This is a genomic window from Vibrio sp. 378, assembly GCF_033339435.1.
Map to the genome: position 1 here is coordinate 51,611 of NZ_JAWOUO010000001.1, position 19,305 is coordinate 70,915.

Annotated in this window: 16 protein-coding genes and 1 tRNA gene; 7 read left to right on the plus strand and 10 right to left on the minus strand. The window is 45.5% G+C overall.

Annotated elements, in window-relative coordinates:
- Nucleotides 1-83 precede the first annotated feature (83 nt).
- Nucleotides 84-2,207 (plus strand): TRAP transporter permease, encoded by a 2,124-nt coding sequence (locus R7Q48_RS00235; RefSeq protein WP_318132091.1) that lies wholly within the window; start codon nucleotides 84-86, stop codon nucleotides 2,205-2,207.
- Between the two features lie 8 nt (nucleotides 2,208-2,215).
- Nucleotides 2,216-3,442 carry an L-2-hydroxyglutarate oxidase gene (gene lhgO, locus R7Q48_RS00240; RefSeq protein ID WP_213962996.1) on the plus strand — a complete coding sequence of 409 codons (1,227 nt, stop codon included), beginning with the start codon at nucleotides 2,216-2,218 and terminating at the stop codon, nucleotides 3,440-3,442.
- 47 nt (nucleotides 3,443-3,489) lie between these two features.
- Here the strand turns inward: lhgO and R7Q48_RS00245 are convergent, their stop codons facing one another.
- The 3 genes from R7Q48_RS00245 to R7Q48_RS00255 form a co-directional block, all read right to left on the minus strand.
- Nucleotides 3,490-3,894, minus strand: coding sequence for a cystatin (locus R7Q48_RS00245; protein WP_213962997.1), 405 nt, complete (start codon nucleotides 3,892-3,894; stop codon nucleotides 3,490-3,492).
- Between the two features lie 174 nt (nucleotides 3,895-4,068).
- The gene (cydB, locus tag R7Q48_RS00250) at nucleotides 4,069-5,067 is read right to left on the minus strand and encodes a cytochrome d ubiquinol oxidase subunit II (RefSeq protein ID WP_318132092.1); all 999 of its coding nucleotides are present in this window, start codon (nucleotides 5,065-5,067) and stop codon (nucleotides 4,069-4,071) included.
- A 10-nt stretch (nucleotides 5,068-5,077) separates the two neighbouring features.
- Nucleotides 5,078-6,466, minus strand: coding sequence for a cytochrome ubiquinol oxidase subunit I (locus tag R7Q48_RS00255; RefSeq protein ID WP_318132093.1), 1,389 nt, complete (start codon nucleotides 6,464-6,466; stop codon nucleotides 5,078-5,080).
- 159 nt (nucleotides 6,467-6,625) lie between these two features.
- Between R7Q48_RS00255 and R7Q48_RS00260 the strand changes: the two genes are divergently transcribed.
- Nucleotides 6,626-7,870 carry an NADH:ubiquinone reductase (Na(+)-transporting) subunit B gene (locus R7Q48_RS00260; protein WP_318132094.1) on the plus strand — a complete coding sequence of 415 codons (1,245 nt, stop codon included), beginning with the start codon at nucleotides 6,626-6,628 and terminating at the stop codon, nucleotides 7,868-7,870.
- A 297-nt stretch (nucleotides 7,871-8,167) separates the two neighbouring features.
- Nucleotides 8,168-9,568 carry a tryptophanase gene (locus R7Q48_RS00265; RefSeq protein WP_318132095.1) on the plus strand — a complete coding sequence of 467 codons (1,401 nt, stop codon included), beginning with the start codon at nucleotides 8,168-8,170 and terminating at the stop codon, nucleotides 9,566-9,568.
- 78 nt (nucleotides 9,569-9,646) lie between these two features.
- Here R7Q48_RS00265 and R7Q48_RS00270 read toward each other — a convergent pair whose 3' ends face one another.
- The 3 genes from R7Q48_RS00270 to R7Q48_RS00280 form a co-directional block, all read right to left on the minus strand.
- Nucleotides 9,647-10,258: a DUF2913 family protein gene (locus R7Q48_RS00270; RefSeq protein WP_262580266.1), complete on the minus strand. Its 612-nt coding sequence runs from the start codon at nucleotides 10,256-10,258 to the stop codon at nucleotides 9,647-9,649.
- A gap of 32 nt (nucleotides 10,259-10,290) precedes the next feature.
- Nucleotides 10,291-10,374, minus strand: a tRNA-Leu gene (locus R7Q48_RS00275).
- Nucleotides 10,339-10,521, minus strand: coding sequence for a hypothetical protein (locus tag R7Q48_RS00280; RefSeq protein ID WP_021035910.1), 183 nt, complete (start codon nucleotides 10,519-10,521; stop codon nucleotides 10,339-10,341). The genes R7Q48_RS00275 and R7Q48_RS00280 overlap by 36 nt, the downstream gene beginning before the upstream one ends.
- A gap of 412 nt (nucleotides 10,522-10,933) precedes the next feature.
- Between R7Q48_RS00280 and R7Q48_RS00285 the strand changes: the two genes are divergently transcribed.
- Nucleotides 10,934-12,142 carry a NupC/NupG family nucleoside CNT transporter gene (locus R7Q48_RS00285; RefSeq protein ID WP_104976312.1) on the plus strand — a complete coding sequence of 403 codons (1,209 nt, stop codon included), beginning with the start codon at nucleotides 10,934-10,936 and terminating at the stop codon, nucleotides 12,140-12,142.
- A gap of 54 nt (nucleotides 12,143-12,196) precedes the next feature.
- Here the strand turns inward: R7Q48_RS00285 and R7Q48_RS00290 are convergent, their stop codons facing one another.
- Together R7Q48_RS00290 and R7Q48_RS00295 are read right to left on the minus strand one after the other, a co-directional pair.
- On the minus strand, nucleotides 12,197-13,285 hold the full coding sequence (locus tag R7Q48_RS00290; RefSeq protein ID WP_104976311.1) for a DUF3541 domain-containing protein: 1,089 nt from the start codon (nucleotides 13,283-13,285) through the stop codon (nucleotides 12,197-12,199).
- Nucleotides 13,286-13,354: 69 nt separating this feature from the next.
- On the minus strand, nucleotides 13,355-13,960 hold the full coding sequence (locus R7Q48_RS00295; protein WP_318132162.1) for an alpha-ketoglutarate-dependent dioxygenase AlkB: 606 nt from the start codon (nucleotides 13,958-13,960) through the stop codon (nucleotides 13,355-13,357).
- Nucleotides 13,961-14,092: 132 nt separating this feature from the next.
- Here R7Q48_RS00295 and R7Q48_RS00300 point away from each other — a divergent pair, with 132 nt between their 5' ends.
- Entirely contained in the window at nucleotides 14,093-15,448 is a 1,356-nt protein-coding gene (locus R7Q48_RS00300; RefSeq protein ID WP_064354489.1) for a diguanylate cyclase, read from the plus strand.
- Nucleotides 15,449-15,835: 387 nt separating this feature from the next.
- Here R7Q48_RS00300 and R7Q48_RS00305 read toward each other — a convergent pair whose 3' ends face one another.
- Nucleotides 15,836-17,392, minus strand: a complete 1,557-nt coding sequence (locus R7Q48_RS00305) for a DUF3612 domain-containing protein (protein WP_238762655.1) — start codon at nucleotides 17,390-17,392, stop codon at nucleotides 15,836-15,838.
- 174 nt (nucleotides 17,393-17,566) lie between these two features.
- Here R7Q48_RS00305 and R7Q48_RS00310 point away from each other — a divergent pair, with 174 nt between their 5' ends.
- On the plus strand, nucleotides 17,567-18,145 hold the full coding sequence (locus R7Q48_RS00310) for a malate synthase (RefSeq protein WP_005374156.1): 579 nt from the start codon (nucleotides 17,567-17,569) through the stop codon (nucleotides 18,143-18,145).
- A 90-nt stretch (nucleotides 18,146-18,235) separates the two neighbouring features.
- Here the strand turns inward: R7Q48_RS00310 and R7Q48_RS00315 are convergent, their stop codons facing one another.
- Nucleotides 18,236-19,249 (minus strand): GGDEF domain-containing protein, encoded by a 1,014-nt coding sequence (locus R7Q48_RS00315; RefSeq protein WP_005374150.1) that lies wholly within the window; start codon nucleotides 19,247-19,249, stop codon nucleotides 18,236-18,238.
- Nucleotides 19,250-19,305 lie beyond the last annotated feature (56 nt).

The window sequence follows — 19,305 nt, forward strand, 5'->3', positions numbered from 1 at the left end:
ACTTCGCCCCGAGTTTCGGCTCGGGGCATTTTATCCCTACCGATTTCTAAGATGGAAAAAGCCGCCAGAGCTTGGAGTATGAGATGAGCGACTCAATAGAAAAGGAATTGCAGAAATTTGAGCTGCCCACGCGCACTGATTTTCCGTGGGTAACCACCACAATCACAGTGTTTGGCGTGGTGTTGTCTGCTTTGCACATTTGGTTTAATACCTTATCGACGTTACCAGAGTTATGGATTTCCGCGACCCACTTTGCTGGCTTTGCGGTGATTTGTGCGCTTTGGTATCCGGCTCATATCTCTCTTAAGCAGAGTAAGCTTGCACTCGGCATCGATGTGTTAATTGCCATGGGCGCAGTCGCGTGTTTGCTCTACATTCCCTATGCCGAAGATGCGCTGTATGAACGTGGCGTCAAGTTCGTGACCAGCGATTGGGTCTTCGCCATTATGGCAATCCTGATTGTGATTGAGCTGATTCGACGCACCATGGGCTGGTTTATTCCAGTGCTGATTGTGGTGTGTTTAAGCTACGTTGTGCTTTGGGGTAAGTGGGCGACAGGTATTTTTCACTTCCCGGGTTTGAGCATGGAAACCTTGCTCTACCGCAGCTTTTATTCTTCTGAGGGCATGTTTGGTTCTATCTCGCGCATCAGTTGGACTTTCGTATTCATGTTCATTCTGTTTGGTGCGTTTCTTGTGCGCTCTGGTGTCGGCGATTACATCATCAATGTGGCACGTGCAGCGGCTGGCAAAATCATCGGTGGTCCGGGTTTTATTGCGGTGATTGGCTCCGGTTTGATGGGCTCAGTATCAGGCTCTAGTGTGGCAAATACGGTTTCTACCGGTGTTATCAGTATTCCTTTAATGCAAAAAGCAGGTTTCCCTTCGCGCTTTGCTGCGGGGGTTGAAGCAGCAGCGTCGACAGGTGGTCAGTTGATGCCACCAGTGATGGGGGCGGGTGCTTTCATCATGGCGTCTTACACGCAAATTCCTTATGTTGATATCATTGCGGTTTCTTTCATTCCTGCTCTTATCTATTTCTTGTCTGTTGCGTTCTTTGTGCGTATCGAAGCCAAACGCAGCGGCGTTCAAAAAATCACGACCAGCGATGAATCTCTATTAAAAGTGTTGATCAGCGGTTGGCACAACCTTATCCCGCTGGCGGTATTGGTTACTTTGCTGGTTCAAGGCTTTACGCCAACTTACGCTGCAGGCTTATCGATCATTTCTGTGGTGGTGGCGTCTTGGTTCTCGAAAGATCATAAGATGGGACCAAAAGCGATCATCGAAGCACTTTCGCAAGGCGCGAAAAACATGGCGACAACCGCGGTATTGCTGGTGGGTATTGGTTTGGTGATCAACGTGATCAGTACAACAGGCATCGGCAACACGTTCTCATTGATGATCGATGGTTGGGCGAATGGTGACTTGTTCATCATGATCGTTCTGATTGCACTCGCTTCTCTTGTTTTGGGTATGGGTTTACCTGTAACAGCGGCGTATATTGTATTGGGAACACTGTCTGCCCCTGCGCTTTACAAGTTGATTGCAGAAAACCAATTGCTTGAATTGATGGTATCGGGTCAATTGCCTGAACAAGCAAAAGCCATCTTCATGTTGGCGGCGCCAGAAAAGTTGGAACTGCTTAACGCACCAATGGCGTTGGAATCCGCAAAAGAAATGGTGGCGCTAGTGCCTGCGGACTTTATGGAAACCCTACTAGAGCAAAGTTTGGGTATGGAAGCGGTAGGCTTGGCATTGCTGGCTGCTCACCTCATCATCTTCTGGTTATCGCAAGACAGTAACGTCACGCCTCCAGTGTGTTTGACCGCATTTGCAGCAGCGACCATCGCTAAAACACCGCCAATGCGCACTGGTTTGATGGCATGGAAAATTGCCAAAGGTTTGTATCTTGTACCGCTGTTGATTGCTTACACAGGCTTAGTCAGTTGGGATGTGACGTCAGTGATTACCGTGGGCTTCTTTGCCATCATCGGTACCTATGCATTGATTGGTGCGATTGAAGGCTACTTGGAAGGTCCTCTAAACATTCTGACGCGTCTCTTGTTAGTAGTGGTGGGTACATTGCTGGTTTGGCACGACATCCCAATGTTGGTTCGTGTGGCAAGCTGCGCGGTATTTGTCGCGGTGTTCATTTATAGTGGTCGCAAGTTCAAATTGCAACAATCTCAACTATCGGTTTTATAAGAGGTCGTATGAAATCAGTCTATGACTACATCATTGTTGGTGGCGGTATCGTTGGTGTGTCGACAGCATGGCAACTGCAGCAACGCCACCCAGACAAGTCCATTTTATTGGTTGAGAAAGAGTCCGGTTTTGCGAAGCACCAAACCGGACACAATAGCGGCGTGATTCATGCCGGAGTGTACTATGCTCCGGGCAGCTTAAAAGCGGATTTTTGTAAGCGTGGGGTAGAGCGAACCATTTCGTTCTGTGCTGAGCACGATATTCCGGTGGAGAACTGTGGCAAGTTATTGGTTGCGACCAATGAGCAAGAAGTCGAACGCATGAATGCCCTCTATGAGCGCTGCCATGTCAACGGCATCGACGTAAAGCTACTCGATGAAGTTCAACTCAAGCTGGCTGAGCCAAACATCACGGGATTGGGCGCGATTTATGTCAAAACCACCAGTATTGTCGATTATCGTTTGGTTACTGAGCAGATGGCGGAAGAGTTCAAAAAGCTCGGCGGTCAAATCAGTCTGAGAACCAAAGTGGTGGCTGCCGAAGAGAAAGACGAAGAAGTTCAATTGACCTGCATTTCAGACGGGCAAACCATGCAGATCAATGCCAAATTCTTGGTCACTTGCAGCGGCTTGATGGCGGATCGCATGACTAAGATGATGTCTATTCCGACCGATTTCCAAATCATTCCTTATCGTGGTGAATACTACCGCTTGGATAGCAAACACGACCAGGTGGTGAATCATCTTATTTATCCAATTCCAGACCCTGACTTGCCTTTCTTGGGTGTCCACCTGACTCGCATGATTGACGGCAGTGTGACCGTCGGTCCAAATGCGGTGCAAGGCTGGAAGCGAGAAGGGTACGACAAGGTTAATTTCAGCTTGCAAGATACCATGCAAATGCTCAGTTTCTCCGGTTTCTGGAAGGTGACACAAAAGCATCTAAAAACCGGATTGGATGAGTTTAAGAACTCGTGGTGGAAGCCGGGCTATCTCAAGTTGGTCAACAAATATTGCCCAAGCATCAAGGTCGACGATCTCAAACCATATCCTGCGGGTATTCGTGCGCAAGCAGTGTTATCCGACGGAACCTTGGTTCATGACTTCTTGTTTGCCGAGAGCGCAAGAAGCCTGCACGTTTGCAACGCACCCTCTCCAGCAGCGACATCTGCAATGCCGATTGGGGAGTACATTTGCGATAAAGTGAATGAGAAGATAGAAGCGAAAACGGTATAAAACAAAGGCGACGTAACTGTCGCCTTTGTTGTATTTGAATCTGGGAATTAGGAGCTGCCATCTTTAGGGCAGAGTTCACCTTTCTTGGCGTGCCTTTCTATCATGTAATCGCCTCGGGCACTGTGCAGAACGATTGCATTCCAGACTTGACCATCTTGCAACTCGAACTCAAACGCATAATGGGTGCCGCCGACCATTTTCGTTCTCACCTCATGAATTGCTTTCAATTTATCATCGGCATTCATTTGATAAAGCACCATGTTGAGTGAGCGTCTGGCGTCAGGAGTTGCTTCAGCAAGTTGCCAATGGCCCTGCTCGTCTGTTGCGGAGCAAATAGACCGCATTTTACTTTTCATGGCGGATGACATCTGCTTGTCTACGGCCAATGCATTTGGTGAAAACAGTGGAACCGTCAAAGGAATCAAAGTTACCAGAAACCGCTTTAAGGTCATAAAAACACTCCGTTGTTTTACTCTTGCTTGAGTATAGACCTCAATGGCTTCAGATGTGGTGCAGTAGACTCTGGGCCTACAATATCGCAGTTCGTATCAACGAACTGATGATAAACAAGGCGACCACGCTTGCCAGCCAAATGCCAATGAACCACAAAATGGGTTTTAGTTTCATCAGTGATATCCTTCTCCACGTTTCATCTTGCCGCGGAAAACCCAGTACGAATAAGCCGTGTAGGCTATGATCAGAGGAAGTAATACCACCGCACCGGCAAGTAAAAATGCCAAACTTTTGTCTGGCGCGGCGACGTCTTGATAAGTGAGTGCGAATGGGGCCAAGTAAGGGAATGTACTGACACCGAAACCCATCGCGGACACAAGAAACAGGCCGATCGCAAGAACGTAGGCTCGGACGGCTTTGTGGTCGAGTAAGGCTTTGAATAGCTGCCAAATAAGTGCCGCTGCAATAATTGGTAAAATGAAAAACAGTAGCGAGTTTGGTAATGAGAACCAACGTTCAAATACGATATTTTGGCTCAATGGCAGCCACAAACTGGCGATGAATATACAGGCTACCATCGCTAGCCCCCATCGTCGCGCGACCACGTAATAGCGCCCCATCAGCTCTTCTGGAAGCTTGATTAATAACCAGCATGAACCGAGCAGAATATAAGCACAAACAAGCGCCAGGCCACAAAATACGCTAAATGGTGAAAGCCAATCAAACCATCCACCTGCGTATGCTCGTTCACTAACCTCTATACCTTGGAGCAGGGTTCCGAGCATAATGCCTTGCATCAATGCCGCGGTGAGTGAACCAATGAAAAAAGCGCTATCCCATAAAAACTTTCCGCGTTGTGTTCGGAAGCGATACTCAAAAGAAACCCCGCGCAGAATTAACCCGAGCAGCATTAAAATCAGGGGAGCATAGAGTGCTGGCATAATGACCGCGTAGGCGAGGGGGAACACGGCAAAAAGCCCACCTCCGCCAAGAACTAGCCAAGTTTCATTCCCATCCCAAACAGGAGCGATGCTGTTCATCATCATGTCGCGCTCTTCATCGTCATTAGCGCTGAGGAATAGGATACCAATACCGAGATCAAAGCCATCTAACACGACATAAATCAGAACGGCGAGCCCAATCAAAGCGTACCAAATTAATGCGTAATCCATGAGTTAGCTCCTAGGTTAGATGGTTAGAATGTGTGATGGCATCGGTTTTCGTGCCATCAGGAAGTCGGCTATCTAGACCTTCTTCATATCGAGTTGGAGACTTACGCATCAAACGTAGGAGATAGAAGAAGCCAGCTCCAAAAACCACAAAGTAAACCACGATGAACGCCGTCAGGGAGACGCTCACCGCGGCGGCATCAATAGGCGATGCCGAATTGGCTGTGGTTAAAAGACCGTATACGGTGTAAGGCTGTCGACCGACTTCGGTAGTTATCCAGCCTGCTAAAACTGCAATGAACCCCGCTGGGGCAAACAGCACACAAATACGTTGAAGTGCCCTTGAATCAAAAAGTTTGCGACGTTTTCTTAGCCAAAGGCTCCACAAACCAATAACAAGCATGCCAAAACCAAGCGCGACCATTACTCGGAAAGACCAGAAAACGATAGATACAGGAGGGTGTTCCTCCTCTGGAAAAGCATCTAATCCCTTCACTTCACCGTTGAGGTCATGAGTTAAAATCAAACTACCGAGTTTGGGGATTTCCAGTGCGTATTCCATGCGTTTTTCTTCATCGTTAGGGATACCGAAGAGGAGCAATGGCGCGCCTTGGTGAGACTCATAGTGCCCTTCCATCGCGGCGACTTTGGCGGGTTGATGTTCAAGGGTGTTTAATCCATGCATGTCTCCAGCAACGATTTGAATTGGTGTCACGATGGCAGCCATCCACATTGCCATCGAGAACATAATTCTGGCTAGAGGGTTATGGTTTGCTTTTAGTAAGTGATAAGCGGCAACGCCAGCTACAACAAAGGCAGTAGTAAGGTAAGCGGCGAGCAACATATGAACGAGCCGGTAAGGAAAAGAAGGGTTGAAGACAATCGCCCACCAGTCTTCTGGGACAAACTGTCCGGCTTCGTTGATACTATAGCCCGCTGGTGTTTGCATCCAACTATTAACCGAAAGTATCCAAAACGCAGACAAAAACGTCCCGAATGCAACAATACAAGTCGCGGTGAAGTGAAGCTTCTTACCCACCTTATCCATACCGAAAAGCATCACGCCTAAAAAACCAGCTTCGAGGAAAAACGCAGTAAAAACTTCATAACCCATTAGCGGGCCTAGGATTGGGCCTGTTTTGTCGGCAAACACGCTCCAGTTAGTACCGAATTGATAGCTCAACACGATGCCACTCACCACACCCATACCAAAACTGATGGCAAAGATTTTGATCCAGTACTTATAGATTTGCATGTACTGTTTGTTGCCCGTTTTTATGTACAAGCCCTCTAATACAGCGAGATAACTTGCCAAACCAATCGTAAAAGCTGGAAAAATAATGTGGAAAGAGACAGTAAAGGCAAATTGGAATCTAGCTAGGTCAATGGCGAGTGTGTCCATGAGCGGTCCCTTTTTCGTTGGATAAACTGTTCGCCGGATTTAAAGAGGAGACAGAAGAGTGGCGAACAAGGTGAAATACGAAGAAGGAAGACGAAGAGATTAAAAAACGATCGCTTTTTACACATGTGCGTACCATCTTTTAGATAAAGGAGGAGCGTTATGAGCCTTAAACACTACTTTGAGAAAGCGACACCTAAGTTTGGTCCAGGTGGGAAGTATCACAAGTTCTACCCACTTTTCGAAGCTGTCGAAACCATTTTTTACACGCCTGGTAAGGTAAACCAGGGCATGACTCACGTTCGAGATAGCATCGATTTAAAACGTATTATGATCATGGTGTGGTTGGCGGTCTTCCCTGCCATGTTCTGGGGTATGTACAACATAGGCCAGCAAGCGAGTGATACCTTGTTGTATGGAATGGATCAAGCCTCAGCTCAGCAAGCGCTTGTTTCTTCATGGCAACTGAGTTGGGTATGGGGCTCGTTAGATGCGGTTTCACAAGCGGGGTGGGGAAGTAAAATGTGGCTTGGTGCTACTTACTTTCTCCCGGTTTATGCGACGGTGTTTATCGTTGGTGGTTTCTGGGAAGTTCTGTTTGCTATTGTGCGAAAGCATGAGGTGAATGAAGGTTTTTTTGTCAGCTCTATACTCTTTGCGCTGATCCTTCCTCCGACAATTCCACTGTGGCAAGCGGCTTTAGGTATCACTTTCGGTATTGTTGTGGCGAAGGAGGTTTTCGGTGGTACTGGACGAAACTTCCTAAATCCAGCTTTAGCAGGGCGAGCGTTCTTATACTTTGCCTATCCTGCCAACATGTCCGGTGGTGCTGTGTGGGTCGCGGCTGATGGTTACTCTGGCGCTACTCCACTTAGTCAATGGTATGAAGGCGGGCAAAGTGCTTTGATAAATAATCTGACAGGACAAACAATTTCATGGGGAGATGCTTTTGTTGGTAATTTACCAGGCTCGATGGGTGAAGTCTCCACGTTGTTGATCGCACTAACAGGCTTGGTTCTCATCTTTATGAAGATTGCATCGTGGAGAATTGTTGCGGGCGTGTTGGTCGGTTTAATCGGAGCTTCATTACTATTGAATGCGATCGGTTCAGACTCTAACCCCATGTTCTCCATGCCGTTCTACTGGCACTTCGTGATTGGTGGGGTTGCGTTTGGTACCTTCTTTATGGCGACAGACCCTGTCTCGGCAGCTTTTACCAATAACGGGAAATGGGCATACGGACTATTAATCGGCGTGATGACGATTTTTATCCGAGTGCTGAACCCGGCTTATCCAGAAGGCATCATGTTAGCGATTCTATTTGCTAACTTATTCGCGCCACTTTTCGATTACCTAGTCAAAGAAAGTAATATCAAACGCAGAATGAAAAGGGCGAGACCTTCTTAAAATGAGGGTGACCTCACTGAAAATTGATTGAAAACTGCACTATATTGAAAAGGTCAGAGACATGGGTTTCTGACTTTTTATTTTTATCAGGAGGACGAAGACGATGAGAATAAAGGATATTCTCGATAGCCGTTTGGTGCTGTCGTTCTGGTATAACCTAGACTACTGCTTGTCTCTTCTTAGTAAAATCTCTTCTCGTTGATTTCCTCAATGCAATCGCATTGAAAAGCATTCTATCTATTTGTTTTTTAGTCTTACGTGAAACTGCGTAGGGTAATGCGTATAAGGAAATTAACAATGAAACGTATTCCAGAACCTTTCCGTATCAAAATGGTTGAGCCAATCAAAATGACGACTTTGTCAGACCGTGAGGTCGCGTTAAAAGAAGCGGGCTATAATCCATTTCTTCTTCGTAGTGATGATGTTTATATCGATTTGCTGACTGACTCTGGCACTGGTGCCATGAGTGATAATCAGTGGGCTGGCATCATGATGGGGGATGAATCCTATGCGGGGAGTCGAAATTACTACAACCTGTGTGATGCAGTGGAGCACTTCTTCGGTTATAAGCTCACCGTGCCTGCACACCAAGGGCGTGGTGCCGAGCAAATTTTGTTCCCCGCTTTGATTGAGCGTATGCGTCAGGTGCGTGGTGGTGAAACGCCAGTATTTATCTCGAACTACCATTTTGATACCACAGCGGGTCACATTGAACTCAATGGCGGTAAAGCGATTAACGTGGTAACGGAAGAAGCATTCGACACCACTACGCCTTATGATTGGAAGGGCAATTTTGATATCGATAAACTGGTGGCAACAATTGAAGCGCACGGTTCGCATAACATCTGTGCAATTATCACCACGATTACTTGTAATAGCTCCGGTGGTCAGCCTGTGTCGATGGAAAACATGCGCAGTGTGTACGAGATTGCAACCAAGTACGATATTCCAGTGGTGATTGACTCGGCTCGTTACTGTGAGAACGCCTACTTTATTAAGCAGCGTGAAGCGGGTTACGAGAATAAATCGATTCTGGAAATCATCCGTGAGATGTACCAGTACGGTGATATGCTCACCATGTCAGCTAAGAAAGACCCGATGGTAAACATTGGTGGCATGTGTTGTATTCGTGATCATAAGGAGTTGTTCCAGGCGGTGCAGACGCGCTGCGTACCCATGGAAGGATTTGTAACATACGGCGGCATGGCTGGGCGTGATATGGAAGCGCTCGCTCGCGGTTTGTATGAAGCCGCGGATGAGGATTTTCTTCACTATAGAATTAGCCAAGTTCAATACTTAGGTGAGCGCTTACGTGAAGGCGGTATTCCGATTCAATACCCAACGGGTGGTCATGCGGTGTTTGTGGATGCCGCTAAGATTTTGCCACATATTCCAGCGGATCAGTTTCCTGCGCAGGTATTGTGTAATGCTTTGTACTTGGAAGCGGGTATTCGAGCAGTAGAGATAGGATCGTTGCTGCTTGGTCGAGATCCGGAAACGGGTAAACAAAAAGCGTCAGAGCTTGAGTTGATGCGTTTGACTATTCCACGTCGTGTCTACACAAACGATCATATGGATTACATTGCGGATGCGATTATCGAACTGAAAAATCGTGCATATGAGTTAAAAGGGCTCACTTTCGTGTACGAGCCACCAGTGCTGCGCCACTTTACTGCTCGATTTAAAGATATCGATTAACTCAAGTTTAAATCTAGATAAGCAAAAGGCCGCGAGTTTCGCAGCCTTTTTCGATTCGTTTATTTCTTAGCGTTACAGCTACGCTAACTCTAATGTGATGCGAACGAACTGGTCGTCTTGATACTGCACTTCATAATTGAAGGTACCACTGGCGTAAATGCTGCCAAGAAAAAGTGAACGTTGACTCATTGGTCCGCGGAACAGCATCGAAATAGGAGCGATTAGGGCGTTATTATCATCGAAGTGCTGATTTAAGTTCTCAGAAAGCACACACAGCAAACAGCCGTGTTGGTCGTGAGATAAGTCGACGTCTTCCGGTCGAGATAATAACACGGTAGTCCCCAGTTTCTTCTCAATCTCGTTGATCAGCAGCAAGTAGCTATCTAGATCGGGTTGAGGGTTGCTGGGTTTGTCTGCACCGACGCAGCGCTCGAGTAATGCTTCCAGATTTCCGTTCTCACTTTTTGCCTGCTGAGTCAAAGATTTTAACGGCTTTTTAATCAGCTTATAGCGATTACTCTTCAGTTTTGGTTTCAGCCATTTCTGAAGTAAGTCATTACGTTCTTTAAGGGAGAGGCCATGCGAGGACGCGTGAATTTTAAAGTGCAGGTGTAATAAAGCGTGAACCGCAAGCTCACTCAGAAGTTGGTTAGCATCTGTAGACTGTCTTGCCTGCTTAGAACTTTGCATTACACTCGAACAAAATTAGGGAAGAAGGATAATGGTGCCGAGAGAGGGACTCGAACCCTCACACCAAAGGCACTAGCACCTCATGCTAGCGTGTCTACCAATTTCACCATCTCGGCATCATGATGCTCTGAATACTCAGAGGCCTCGAAAGAAGCAACGCGAATTATAACCAAAATCCACCTGTTGGCGAGAGCAAAATGACGAATTTTGGCTCTTTCGAGTTTGATTGCATATTTATTGGTCACTTTTATGTTTTTTACCATCAACGCCTATCCTTATGCCCTTACTTTTATTAATGGTATGACGACAAAAGAGTACTTTTGCCTAAATTTTGAACGCTTGAACGTTTGCGTAAATAAATGTGATGAATATCTCTTTTTGTTGGCTATACTTGCGTCCCGTTTAAGCGGGAATTAGGGTTTAGTTGTTCAGGACCCTTACCCATACAAGCCGTCACATGGAGCAGGCCAAGCAACATGCTCGCCAGCAGTGAATGACCCCACGGACCGGACCAGCTACGTTCAATTGCTTGTATAAGGTAAAAATAAGATGTCGAACTATTCGTTCTGTCTACATTCTGGATCTAAAAGTGAGTTATCACTCGCTGCGTTGTCCCTTTCTTCTGCCAATTCCTTTGGCTCTTTTTTCTTTTTCAACGTTTAGTAGGTCCAGCTCATGAGTGTTCTATTTAGTCTATTTGGTATTGTTGCACTGCTAGGTTGTGCTTTCCTACTTTCTGAGGGTCGTTCTTCCATCAATTGGAAAACTGTATCTCGCGCCTTGATGCTACAAATGGGGTTTGCTGCTTTGGTGCTCTATTTCCCGTTGGGTCAAGCGGCGCTGGCGAGTTTAAGTAATGGTGTCGCGGGGCTACTCGGCTTTGCTGATGAGGGGATTAAATTCCTCTTTGGTGACCTCGCTTCTTCTGGCTTTATCTTCGCTATTCGTGTCCTCCCTATCATCATCTTCTTCAGTGCTCTTATCTCCGCCCTTTACTACTTGGGCATTATGCAAAAAGTGATTCAATTTATTGGTGGCGCTATCCAGAAGTTCTTGGGTACGAGTAAAGCAGAGTCTTTGGTTGCAACAGGGAACATCTTCTTATCCCAAGGCGAGTCACCACTTCTTATTCGTCCATTTCTTTCTAACATGACTCGCTCTGAACTGTTTGCCGTGATGGCTGGTGGTATGGCTTCAGTGGCGGGCAGTGTGCTTGGTGGTTATGCTGGTTTGGGTGTCGACCTCAAATACTTGATCGCGGCAAGCTTTATGGCAGCACCAGGTAGTTTGATGATGGCAAAAATCATCGTTCCTGAGCGTCAAACGCCAAGCGATTACAACAATATTGAGCTAGATAAATCAGAAGAAAGTAACGTTATTGATGCGCTAGCAAGCGGTGCCATGGGCGGTATGAAAGTTGCCGTTGCTGTTGGTACCATGCTTATCGCTTTCGTGAGTGTTATCGCGATGGTGAACACGGGGCTAGAAAACTTGGGCGAGATACTTGGTTTCTCTGGCGTAACGCTACAAGCGATTTTTGGTTATTTGTTTGCACCTCTAGCGTGGTTGATTGGTGTGCCAAGCCACGAAATTCTAGCTGCGGGTTCATACATTGGTCAGAAAGTGGTGATGAATGAGTTTGTTGCGTTTATCGATTTTGTGCAGCACAAAGCGACACTGTCTGAGCATACTCAAATTATTATCACTTTTGCGTTGTGTGGTTTTGCGAACATTGGCTCAATTGCGATTCAGTTGGGTTCTATCGGCGTGATGGCACCTGAGCGCCGCAAAGATGTTGCAAGTCTAGGCCTAAAAGCGGTTGCTGCTGGTACACTCGCTAACCTGATGAGTGCGTGCTTAGCGGGCATTTTTATCTCTCTCTAATTTAGATTGAAGATACACACTAAAAACCCGCCTAAATGGCGGGTTTTGTTATTTCTAAGGGCTGGGCATTAAGCCGTAAGGTATCGATTTAAAAGCCTCTGGGTGCTCTTGATAAGTTGGCGCTTTATGTACCCCTTTCCAATCGAGCAGCATGATGGCTAGCACGTTACGGTGTTCGCCGTACTTGAGATCAAAGTTACCGTCGACCGACGGAATCATCCCTTTTTCTGCGTTGATTGCGTGACGAATGGCTTGGCGGGTTTTCTTTACGACCGGATCATGGTCCAAGCCTGCTAACAAAAACGAAATGCCGACTTCCGCAATCACGTCTTCTTTGGCGCGCAGTAGGATAGTTTCGATATTGTTGCGAAAGTAATCATAAATCCATTGGTGTTTCTTTTCGCTTACTCGCTCCTGATAATACTGTGAATCGGCAAAGATGATGTGCGTCATCCCATAGAGTTTGTTCCAATACTGCTGAGCTGAAAGCATCTTATCTTTATCGTCGGGGTAGGTGTCACGGAAGGTTTGAGTGAACTTCTCGACCACATCTTGCTCTTCTAACTGACGAAGCCAGTAGACTTGGTTTGCAAGCTGAGCTGCCCATGCCTCTATCATCTCTTTGTCCGTAACGTAACGCGAGAAATCGTAGCGCCTAATAATTTTTCTCAGCGTTTTGTCTTGTTTATGCTTTAGGCCATATTCGTTTGCTCTTGCCATTGCGCCAAGCAAATCCACACCAAGATAAAGGTACTCAGGATGGTGTTTAGTCACGGTATAGCGTCGCTGACCTCGTTCGGTTTCTTTCTCTTGATACGTGGTCAGCCTTTGAGATGAATAGAGAATGATGTCTTCTGGTTCAACGACTTCATTAGCAAATTGGTTTAACCGGCTGGCTACTTGTGCCATGTCGGTCCAAATGGCAGCGTGATATTTCTCATCTAATGTTTGGCGGTACATGCGTAAGCCAAAATGGCCCTCTTTAAACGCCGGGAGAGTGAACAGTTCTTGTTCGTAGGTACTACGAATCAACTGCGCTGATTGAGTATTATCGAGAAGCGGTACGTCTTCCTGTGATGCCTGAGCAGCAAAGGTAAGTGAGCAAGAGAGTAAGACCGCTAAGCTAAGAGGTTTAATACGCATAAATCCATTCCCTATGAAGTCCTGAACCTAAACCTACCATCAATATTAATTGAGAATGTAAAAGCTGAGTCAATAGTTGAAAATTTGCCTAAAAGTCAGGTTGATACGTTCATCTTTGGTTTTCGCGGTTTTTGGTACGCAGTGCTTCCAGTGATGCTGAAGCTCGCCAGCCATAATCAGTAAGGAGCCGTGAGAAAGCTCGTATTCAATCTCAGTTTTACAATGTAAATTTCTAAGCAAAAATCGACGTGTTTCACCTAAGTTCAAAGATGCGATAACAGGGTTTCTACCTAACTCTGGTTCATTATCTTGGTGCCAGCCCATTGAGTCTTTGCCGTGTCGATATAAGTTAGCGAGAACAGAATTAAAAGTGACATCAGCAACTGATTCACAACGCACTTTCAGCTGAGTTAACTCAGGAGTCCAAGGGTGAGGCTGCATGGTTAAGCCTGAGTAAGTATATGCTGCATCACCGTGCCACGCTTGTAAGCGAGGTTGAAGTACTGACTTGCCGAACATAGTAATGTGTTCTTGGTGCCATGGCAGTGTCTTTCGAAGTTGGTCAAAGTAATTATCCGCCTCAAGATGGTTAAGAAATTGAGGATCATAATAAAGTTTTCCTCTTTCTACTTCTTGCCATAGATCGCCGCCAAATAAATCGCCTTGTTGATGCATCATCTCACACCTAAAACATAAAAGTTGTCAATCACTGTTACCTTTCTGATTATGATTGGTTATTCTTGTGATAATAAGAATTTTAACAATAAATAAAAAATCTCGTAGTTGTATACGAGTTGTGGGGAGAAAATGCGTTATTTACCCAGAAAGCGATGCTATTTTGCATTGTTCTTCCTCACCTTTTTCGCTTTGTGTATTGGAGTTATTGAGCTGTTAAATCGAAACCAGCAAGAGCTTCACAAAGAGCGAGTTCAAGTTGAGGCCAAAGAACAACTTTCCATTCTCCGTTCCAATTTGGAAGCGGTACTTATGGCGGATATCTACAAAGCCAGTACTTTAGCGACACTCATTACGTTACTTCCTAAAAACCAAGAAGAAGAATTGAGTATCGCCGCTCACCGAATCCTAAATAAAAGTAAACATATTACAATCATCGGTATCGCGAAAAATGATGTAATTAGTCATGTATTTCCACGCCAAGGTAATGAGCGCCTAATCGGCCTTGATTACCGCGCAGTGCCACAGCAGTGGGTACAGGTGCAAAAAGCCAAGGATGTACAAGAAATTTTCATCGCAGGGCCCGTTACATTGATCCAAGGTGGCCGAGGTTTGATCGTGCGTGTGCCTGTTTTTCTTGATCCTCCAATGAATCAGGACTACTGGGGAGTGATCAGTGCGGTGATTGATTTCGATGCTCTGATGAGAGAAACCGGCGTAATTGATTTCTCGTATCGTTACCCTTTAATGATCCGTGGTTACGATAGCGGTGGCTCATTTGGTGATGCTTTCTTTGGCGCGCAAAGTGTAAATAGCATGGCATATGCAAAAGAGATGGTTCATTTTCCTTATGGTGGGTGGAGTATGGTGGTTTTCTCTGGAGGCAAAGCTGATCGCCAAATCTCTTGGCATCAGTTGCATTTAGCTAGAGTAATCGGCTATCCCATTATATTCGCACTTAGCCTCGCGCTGTTCGCCATTTATCGACTGTATACCATTGCAGATGACAGAGCTTTACACGATGAACTCACGCATTTACCAAACCGTCGCTATTTTATGAAGTTTTACAAGCAGCAGTTTGAAATAGCGAAACGTTATAAAAAGCGTTATAGCTTCGCCTTAATTAATATTGACCTAGATAGGTTTAAACACATTAACGACACCTATGGTCACGACGCAGGTGACAAAGTTTTAATCGCTACGGCTGAAAGGGTAAAAAGCTCTCTGCGTAAATCAGACATCGTGGCCAGAATGGGCGGTGATGAGTTCTTAGTTGTAGTTCATCACCCAGGAACGGAAGAAAATGTTCAGTCCCTTCTACAAAAACTTCGATTAGCGCTATGCTCGACGCCCGTCATTTACGATGAAACGCTTATCTATTTGAAAGCCAGTATTGGGTACGCGATATTTGACCCGAAAATGTCATCTCCTGAGCAAATGATGAAAATAGCCGATGAGAGAATGTATCAACAAAAGCATGGCGGATGAGCCTGAACCCAGTTTCAATAAGGGGTTAGAAGAATGGTAAAGTTGGGAGCCCGAAATCTCATCATCATTGAGGTGCAAGAATATGTGACTTCATATGTTCACAGACACTTTGCTGAGAGAGTCGTTATTAGCAGTGCATTAAGTGGCATATTTGCATAATGTTGCATTTTGCAAATGCAGTTTGCGAAATTAATGGTTAATAAAGCAACGATATGCATCTGGATCTACTAAAAAACGGCTTTTTTAAAGTTGGCACGCATCGTGCTTTACTTAGAGTGACCCTTATTAAGCCGAGGGTCACCTAGCCAACTGACGTTGTTAGTGAATACAAATTGTTCACAAGTATATACCGCCAATCACGTTTATTGTGATTGGCGTTTTTTCTTTCTAAAGTCCGATAATACTCACATCGTTGCCCGTCTCATCAGCTTCTCCGCACTTGCTGTAACAACTAGGTTGTCTTGGACAAACCGCCCCTCTGGAGCAGATTAACCTTGCTTGGGTTTGAATCCCGCGCTCTATCCAGTTGATGTTTAATATCTTAGCGATAGTCGTTAAGTCTTTTTTGATGTGGGGAGGAATAACACTACTTCCGCCGGAAGCGACACAAAGGGACTTAAGTTCTTCCGCTATGGAAACCGCATCGCCACCTTGTGCAGAAATGGCAGGGTTAAGATCAATACCGGCACATAGCACGCGATTATTCCCCGCAGGATCAAATACGTTGACCGATTCGCAGCAGTAGATACGTGGCTCGTCGCCAACATTTAAAATCGAAATTTGCGCTGAACTTGTATCCAAAGGCTGGGAAAGGCGTCGGAATACCGCCCAGTGCTGGCAAGGGTCGTTCACTTTGCGCATGTTGCCCCAAGGCAATGGAATACCATTTCCTCGATACACGGCTTTTAACTTGCCGGGGCCATAGGCATCAAAATAGTGCCAATGAGGGTAAGGCGAGACCACCGTCATGCGACGCATTGCAACAGAAGGAGAAACTCCCGCCTTTTTGTGAACATCAATCTCGTAACCAGAACGGTCAAGCAACTGACGAAAGGGTACTTTGGGGCAGAGTAGGGCACCAGCAAAAAAGCTGGACTCAAAATCACGCCAAGCTTGCAGGATATCTTGCGAATTGAGTTCAGAGTTAGACACAGGGCTGTCCATTTGCTCCCAATTGTTTTGATGCCCGATAGATAAAACGTTATTCATTGCATCGCTGCTATGGAGCACTCGATGGCCGATATATACCGCCAAGTCATACTTCAATCGGGTTGGATAGTCACGCATTCGTTTATTGAGATAAATAGTCCCAGGTGGCTCCATGAAAGACGTAATCAACTGTTTGGCGCTGACGCCCAGTTCATCAATCACATCTTGTGGCGCTCGATCTACCCAGCGGATATCCAATCCCATACTCTTTGCAATGTCTACGAGATCTTCTACAGATAGATTCAACCGCTTCAAGCCGACCTCTTCGGCGGCGCGCTCTAAATCAGGAAAATGGTTTTGATGGTTTTCTTGGTGTGCGCGGATCAGTAAGTGGGCGAATTGACGCCCCGTGATACCTGTTTGGGAGAGCATTTCTGGTATCGCGATTTGAAGAATATCATTGGAAAACAGGAAGCTCGGCTCCAACGCCATGCCACTAATCCCGCCACGATTTCCTTTGTTGGGTGTGATGGCTTCTAATTCGGGTTCATCATCTAAAAACCACGCCGGATCTTTTTGAAAAACTTCCGCGATCACTTCGAGCATATCGATACTCGGTACGCGTTTTCCGCGCTCAATCATCGAAAGGTAAGAAACCGAAGGAGCGTACTCTGGATTAATTCTTACACAACGGGCAGACAAATCTTCCATCGTTAAATGGTTGTTTTTTCTTAGGTTACGAATTTTCGTACCAAGAAAATGAGACTGACGAATAAGGCTTTTTGACACAGACATTTTGTAAAATTCACATTGTAAAATTTTTGTTGTGAAATTGTAGTCAATATTTCGCTAGTCTACATAATGAGCAGGCAAGGAAATTAACCATCCACTTCACAGAATTGCCTGAAACTTAAATAAAGGATTTAAGTTTTTACTCTAGGACGAGTTTTTAAGTGCGAGGATATGACGATGAATATGCTGAACTTCGATAAAAAAGAGATGCAACAACAACAACGCCCATTTATCGCTGAAGCCGTATTTGCCGTCGAAGCGGTAAGTGCTGAGCAGCAGAGTGAGAAACAAGTAAAAGCGAAGCAACTGCTTGACCGCATGTTCCCATTGGAGAACGGGTCGCACCAAGATGTATCAAGTTACGTGATTGATTACCGCCATGTTTTGGCTTATTTCAAAGACGGTACACACAGCGGCCTGAAAAGCCCAAAACACTTCGTGGCGTACACTGGTGAAAAGGAAGATCCAAAGTCTATTTTGTTCAAAGATGATTCGGGCAATCATGTAGAAGTGCTGTTCGGCTGTCATAAAGGCACTGGTTGCGTGGAATTAGTGGACATTGATGATATTCAATTGGAAACTCGCACGACGTTTCATCCTGAACTAACTGGCAATGCACCAACCGCGATGCGCCATTGGATAAGTCTAATCAAAGGCGACAAAAAAGGTAAGCCGATGGCATGCAGTGAAGATAAAGAATATACCGCAAAAAATGGTGACGACTACATTCTAAGTTACTGTTACAGCGTCGATTAAGATACTCATGATTGGATACAAAACCCCCGCACTTTACAGCGCGGGGTTTTCTTTTTCATCATAAAAGTCGTTTTCGCTTAGCCAGTTTATTTAAATTGGCATCACGCGGTTACGACCGAGTTGTTTTGCTTCATAAAGCTGTTTATCGGCTTTATTGATTAAGGCTTCAGGCGTATCACCCGGCTCAAACTCTGCTACCCCAAAAGAAGCGGTAATGCTGTGAACTTGTGTGCCTGAGCGCTTATCTCTGATACGCAGTTTTTCTATCATGCGGCGTAGTGTGTCTGCATATTGGCGAGCAATTCGCAGAGATTTGTTAGGTACAATTAACGCGAATTCTTCACCACCAAAACGGTACGCACATATCCCATCTCGACAACTTTGTTGTAGCCGGCGGGCAATGGCTTTTAACACTGTATCGCCAAAAAGGTGCCCGTAATTGTCGTTAAATGATTTGAAATGATCGATATCAAGCATGATCAAGGTCATTGCCTGATTTGATGCGATAAGTGAAGAGAGATCTTTGTCAAATGCTCGGCGGTTGTATAGGTTTGACAAACCATCGAACAACGCATCTTGCTGTACTTCAGCCAGTTGGTTTTTGAGGCGAGAAATTTCTTCACTCGCGTTAGTCAATTGGCTATTCAAAAACTTTGTTGAGTGACGAATTTCGTGTGACTCTGCGACAAGTTGACGAATCACCACCATCACTTCTTCAATGCTTAGGCTATTGTCCTCAACTTTTTCCAGTTTATTAAAGCTTTTGTCTACCATCTCAGAAAAGGAGGAAGTATCTGAAATCGTATCGCTCATTGAACTGGATACTTCATGTAGCAGAACTTCTACATTGGTTCTAAGATCTTCAAGGCTGGTTTCTGCTTTGCTGGCCACATAGTTGTTGTAAAGCTGTTTATTGGTTGCTGGCGGGCAAATACCGTAGTTTTCTAACACCGTGTCTAACTCAAAGTTGAGTTCTGGAATGGTCTTGTCAACGTAGGTATACCAAAGCGCGTAGTTGGCTGGCGTGGCAGCAACATGGTTTTTGATCATCAGTGGGACCGCTTTTTTTAAATTAGCGGTTGATTTCTTAAACTCGTCGGTCATTTCTGCGATGGTACTAGCAAAATGGGATTGGGCTTAGATTAACGGATATTAACTAA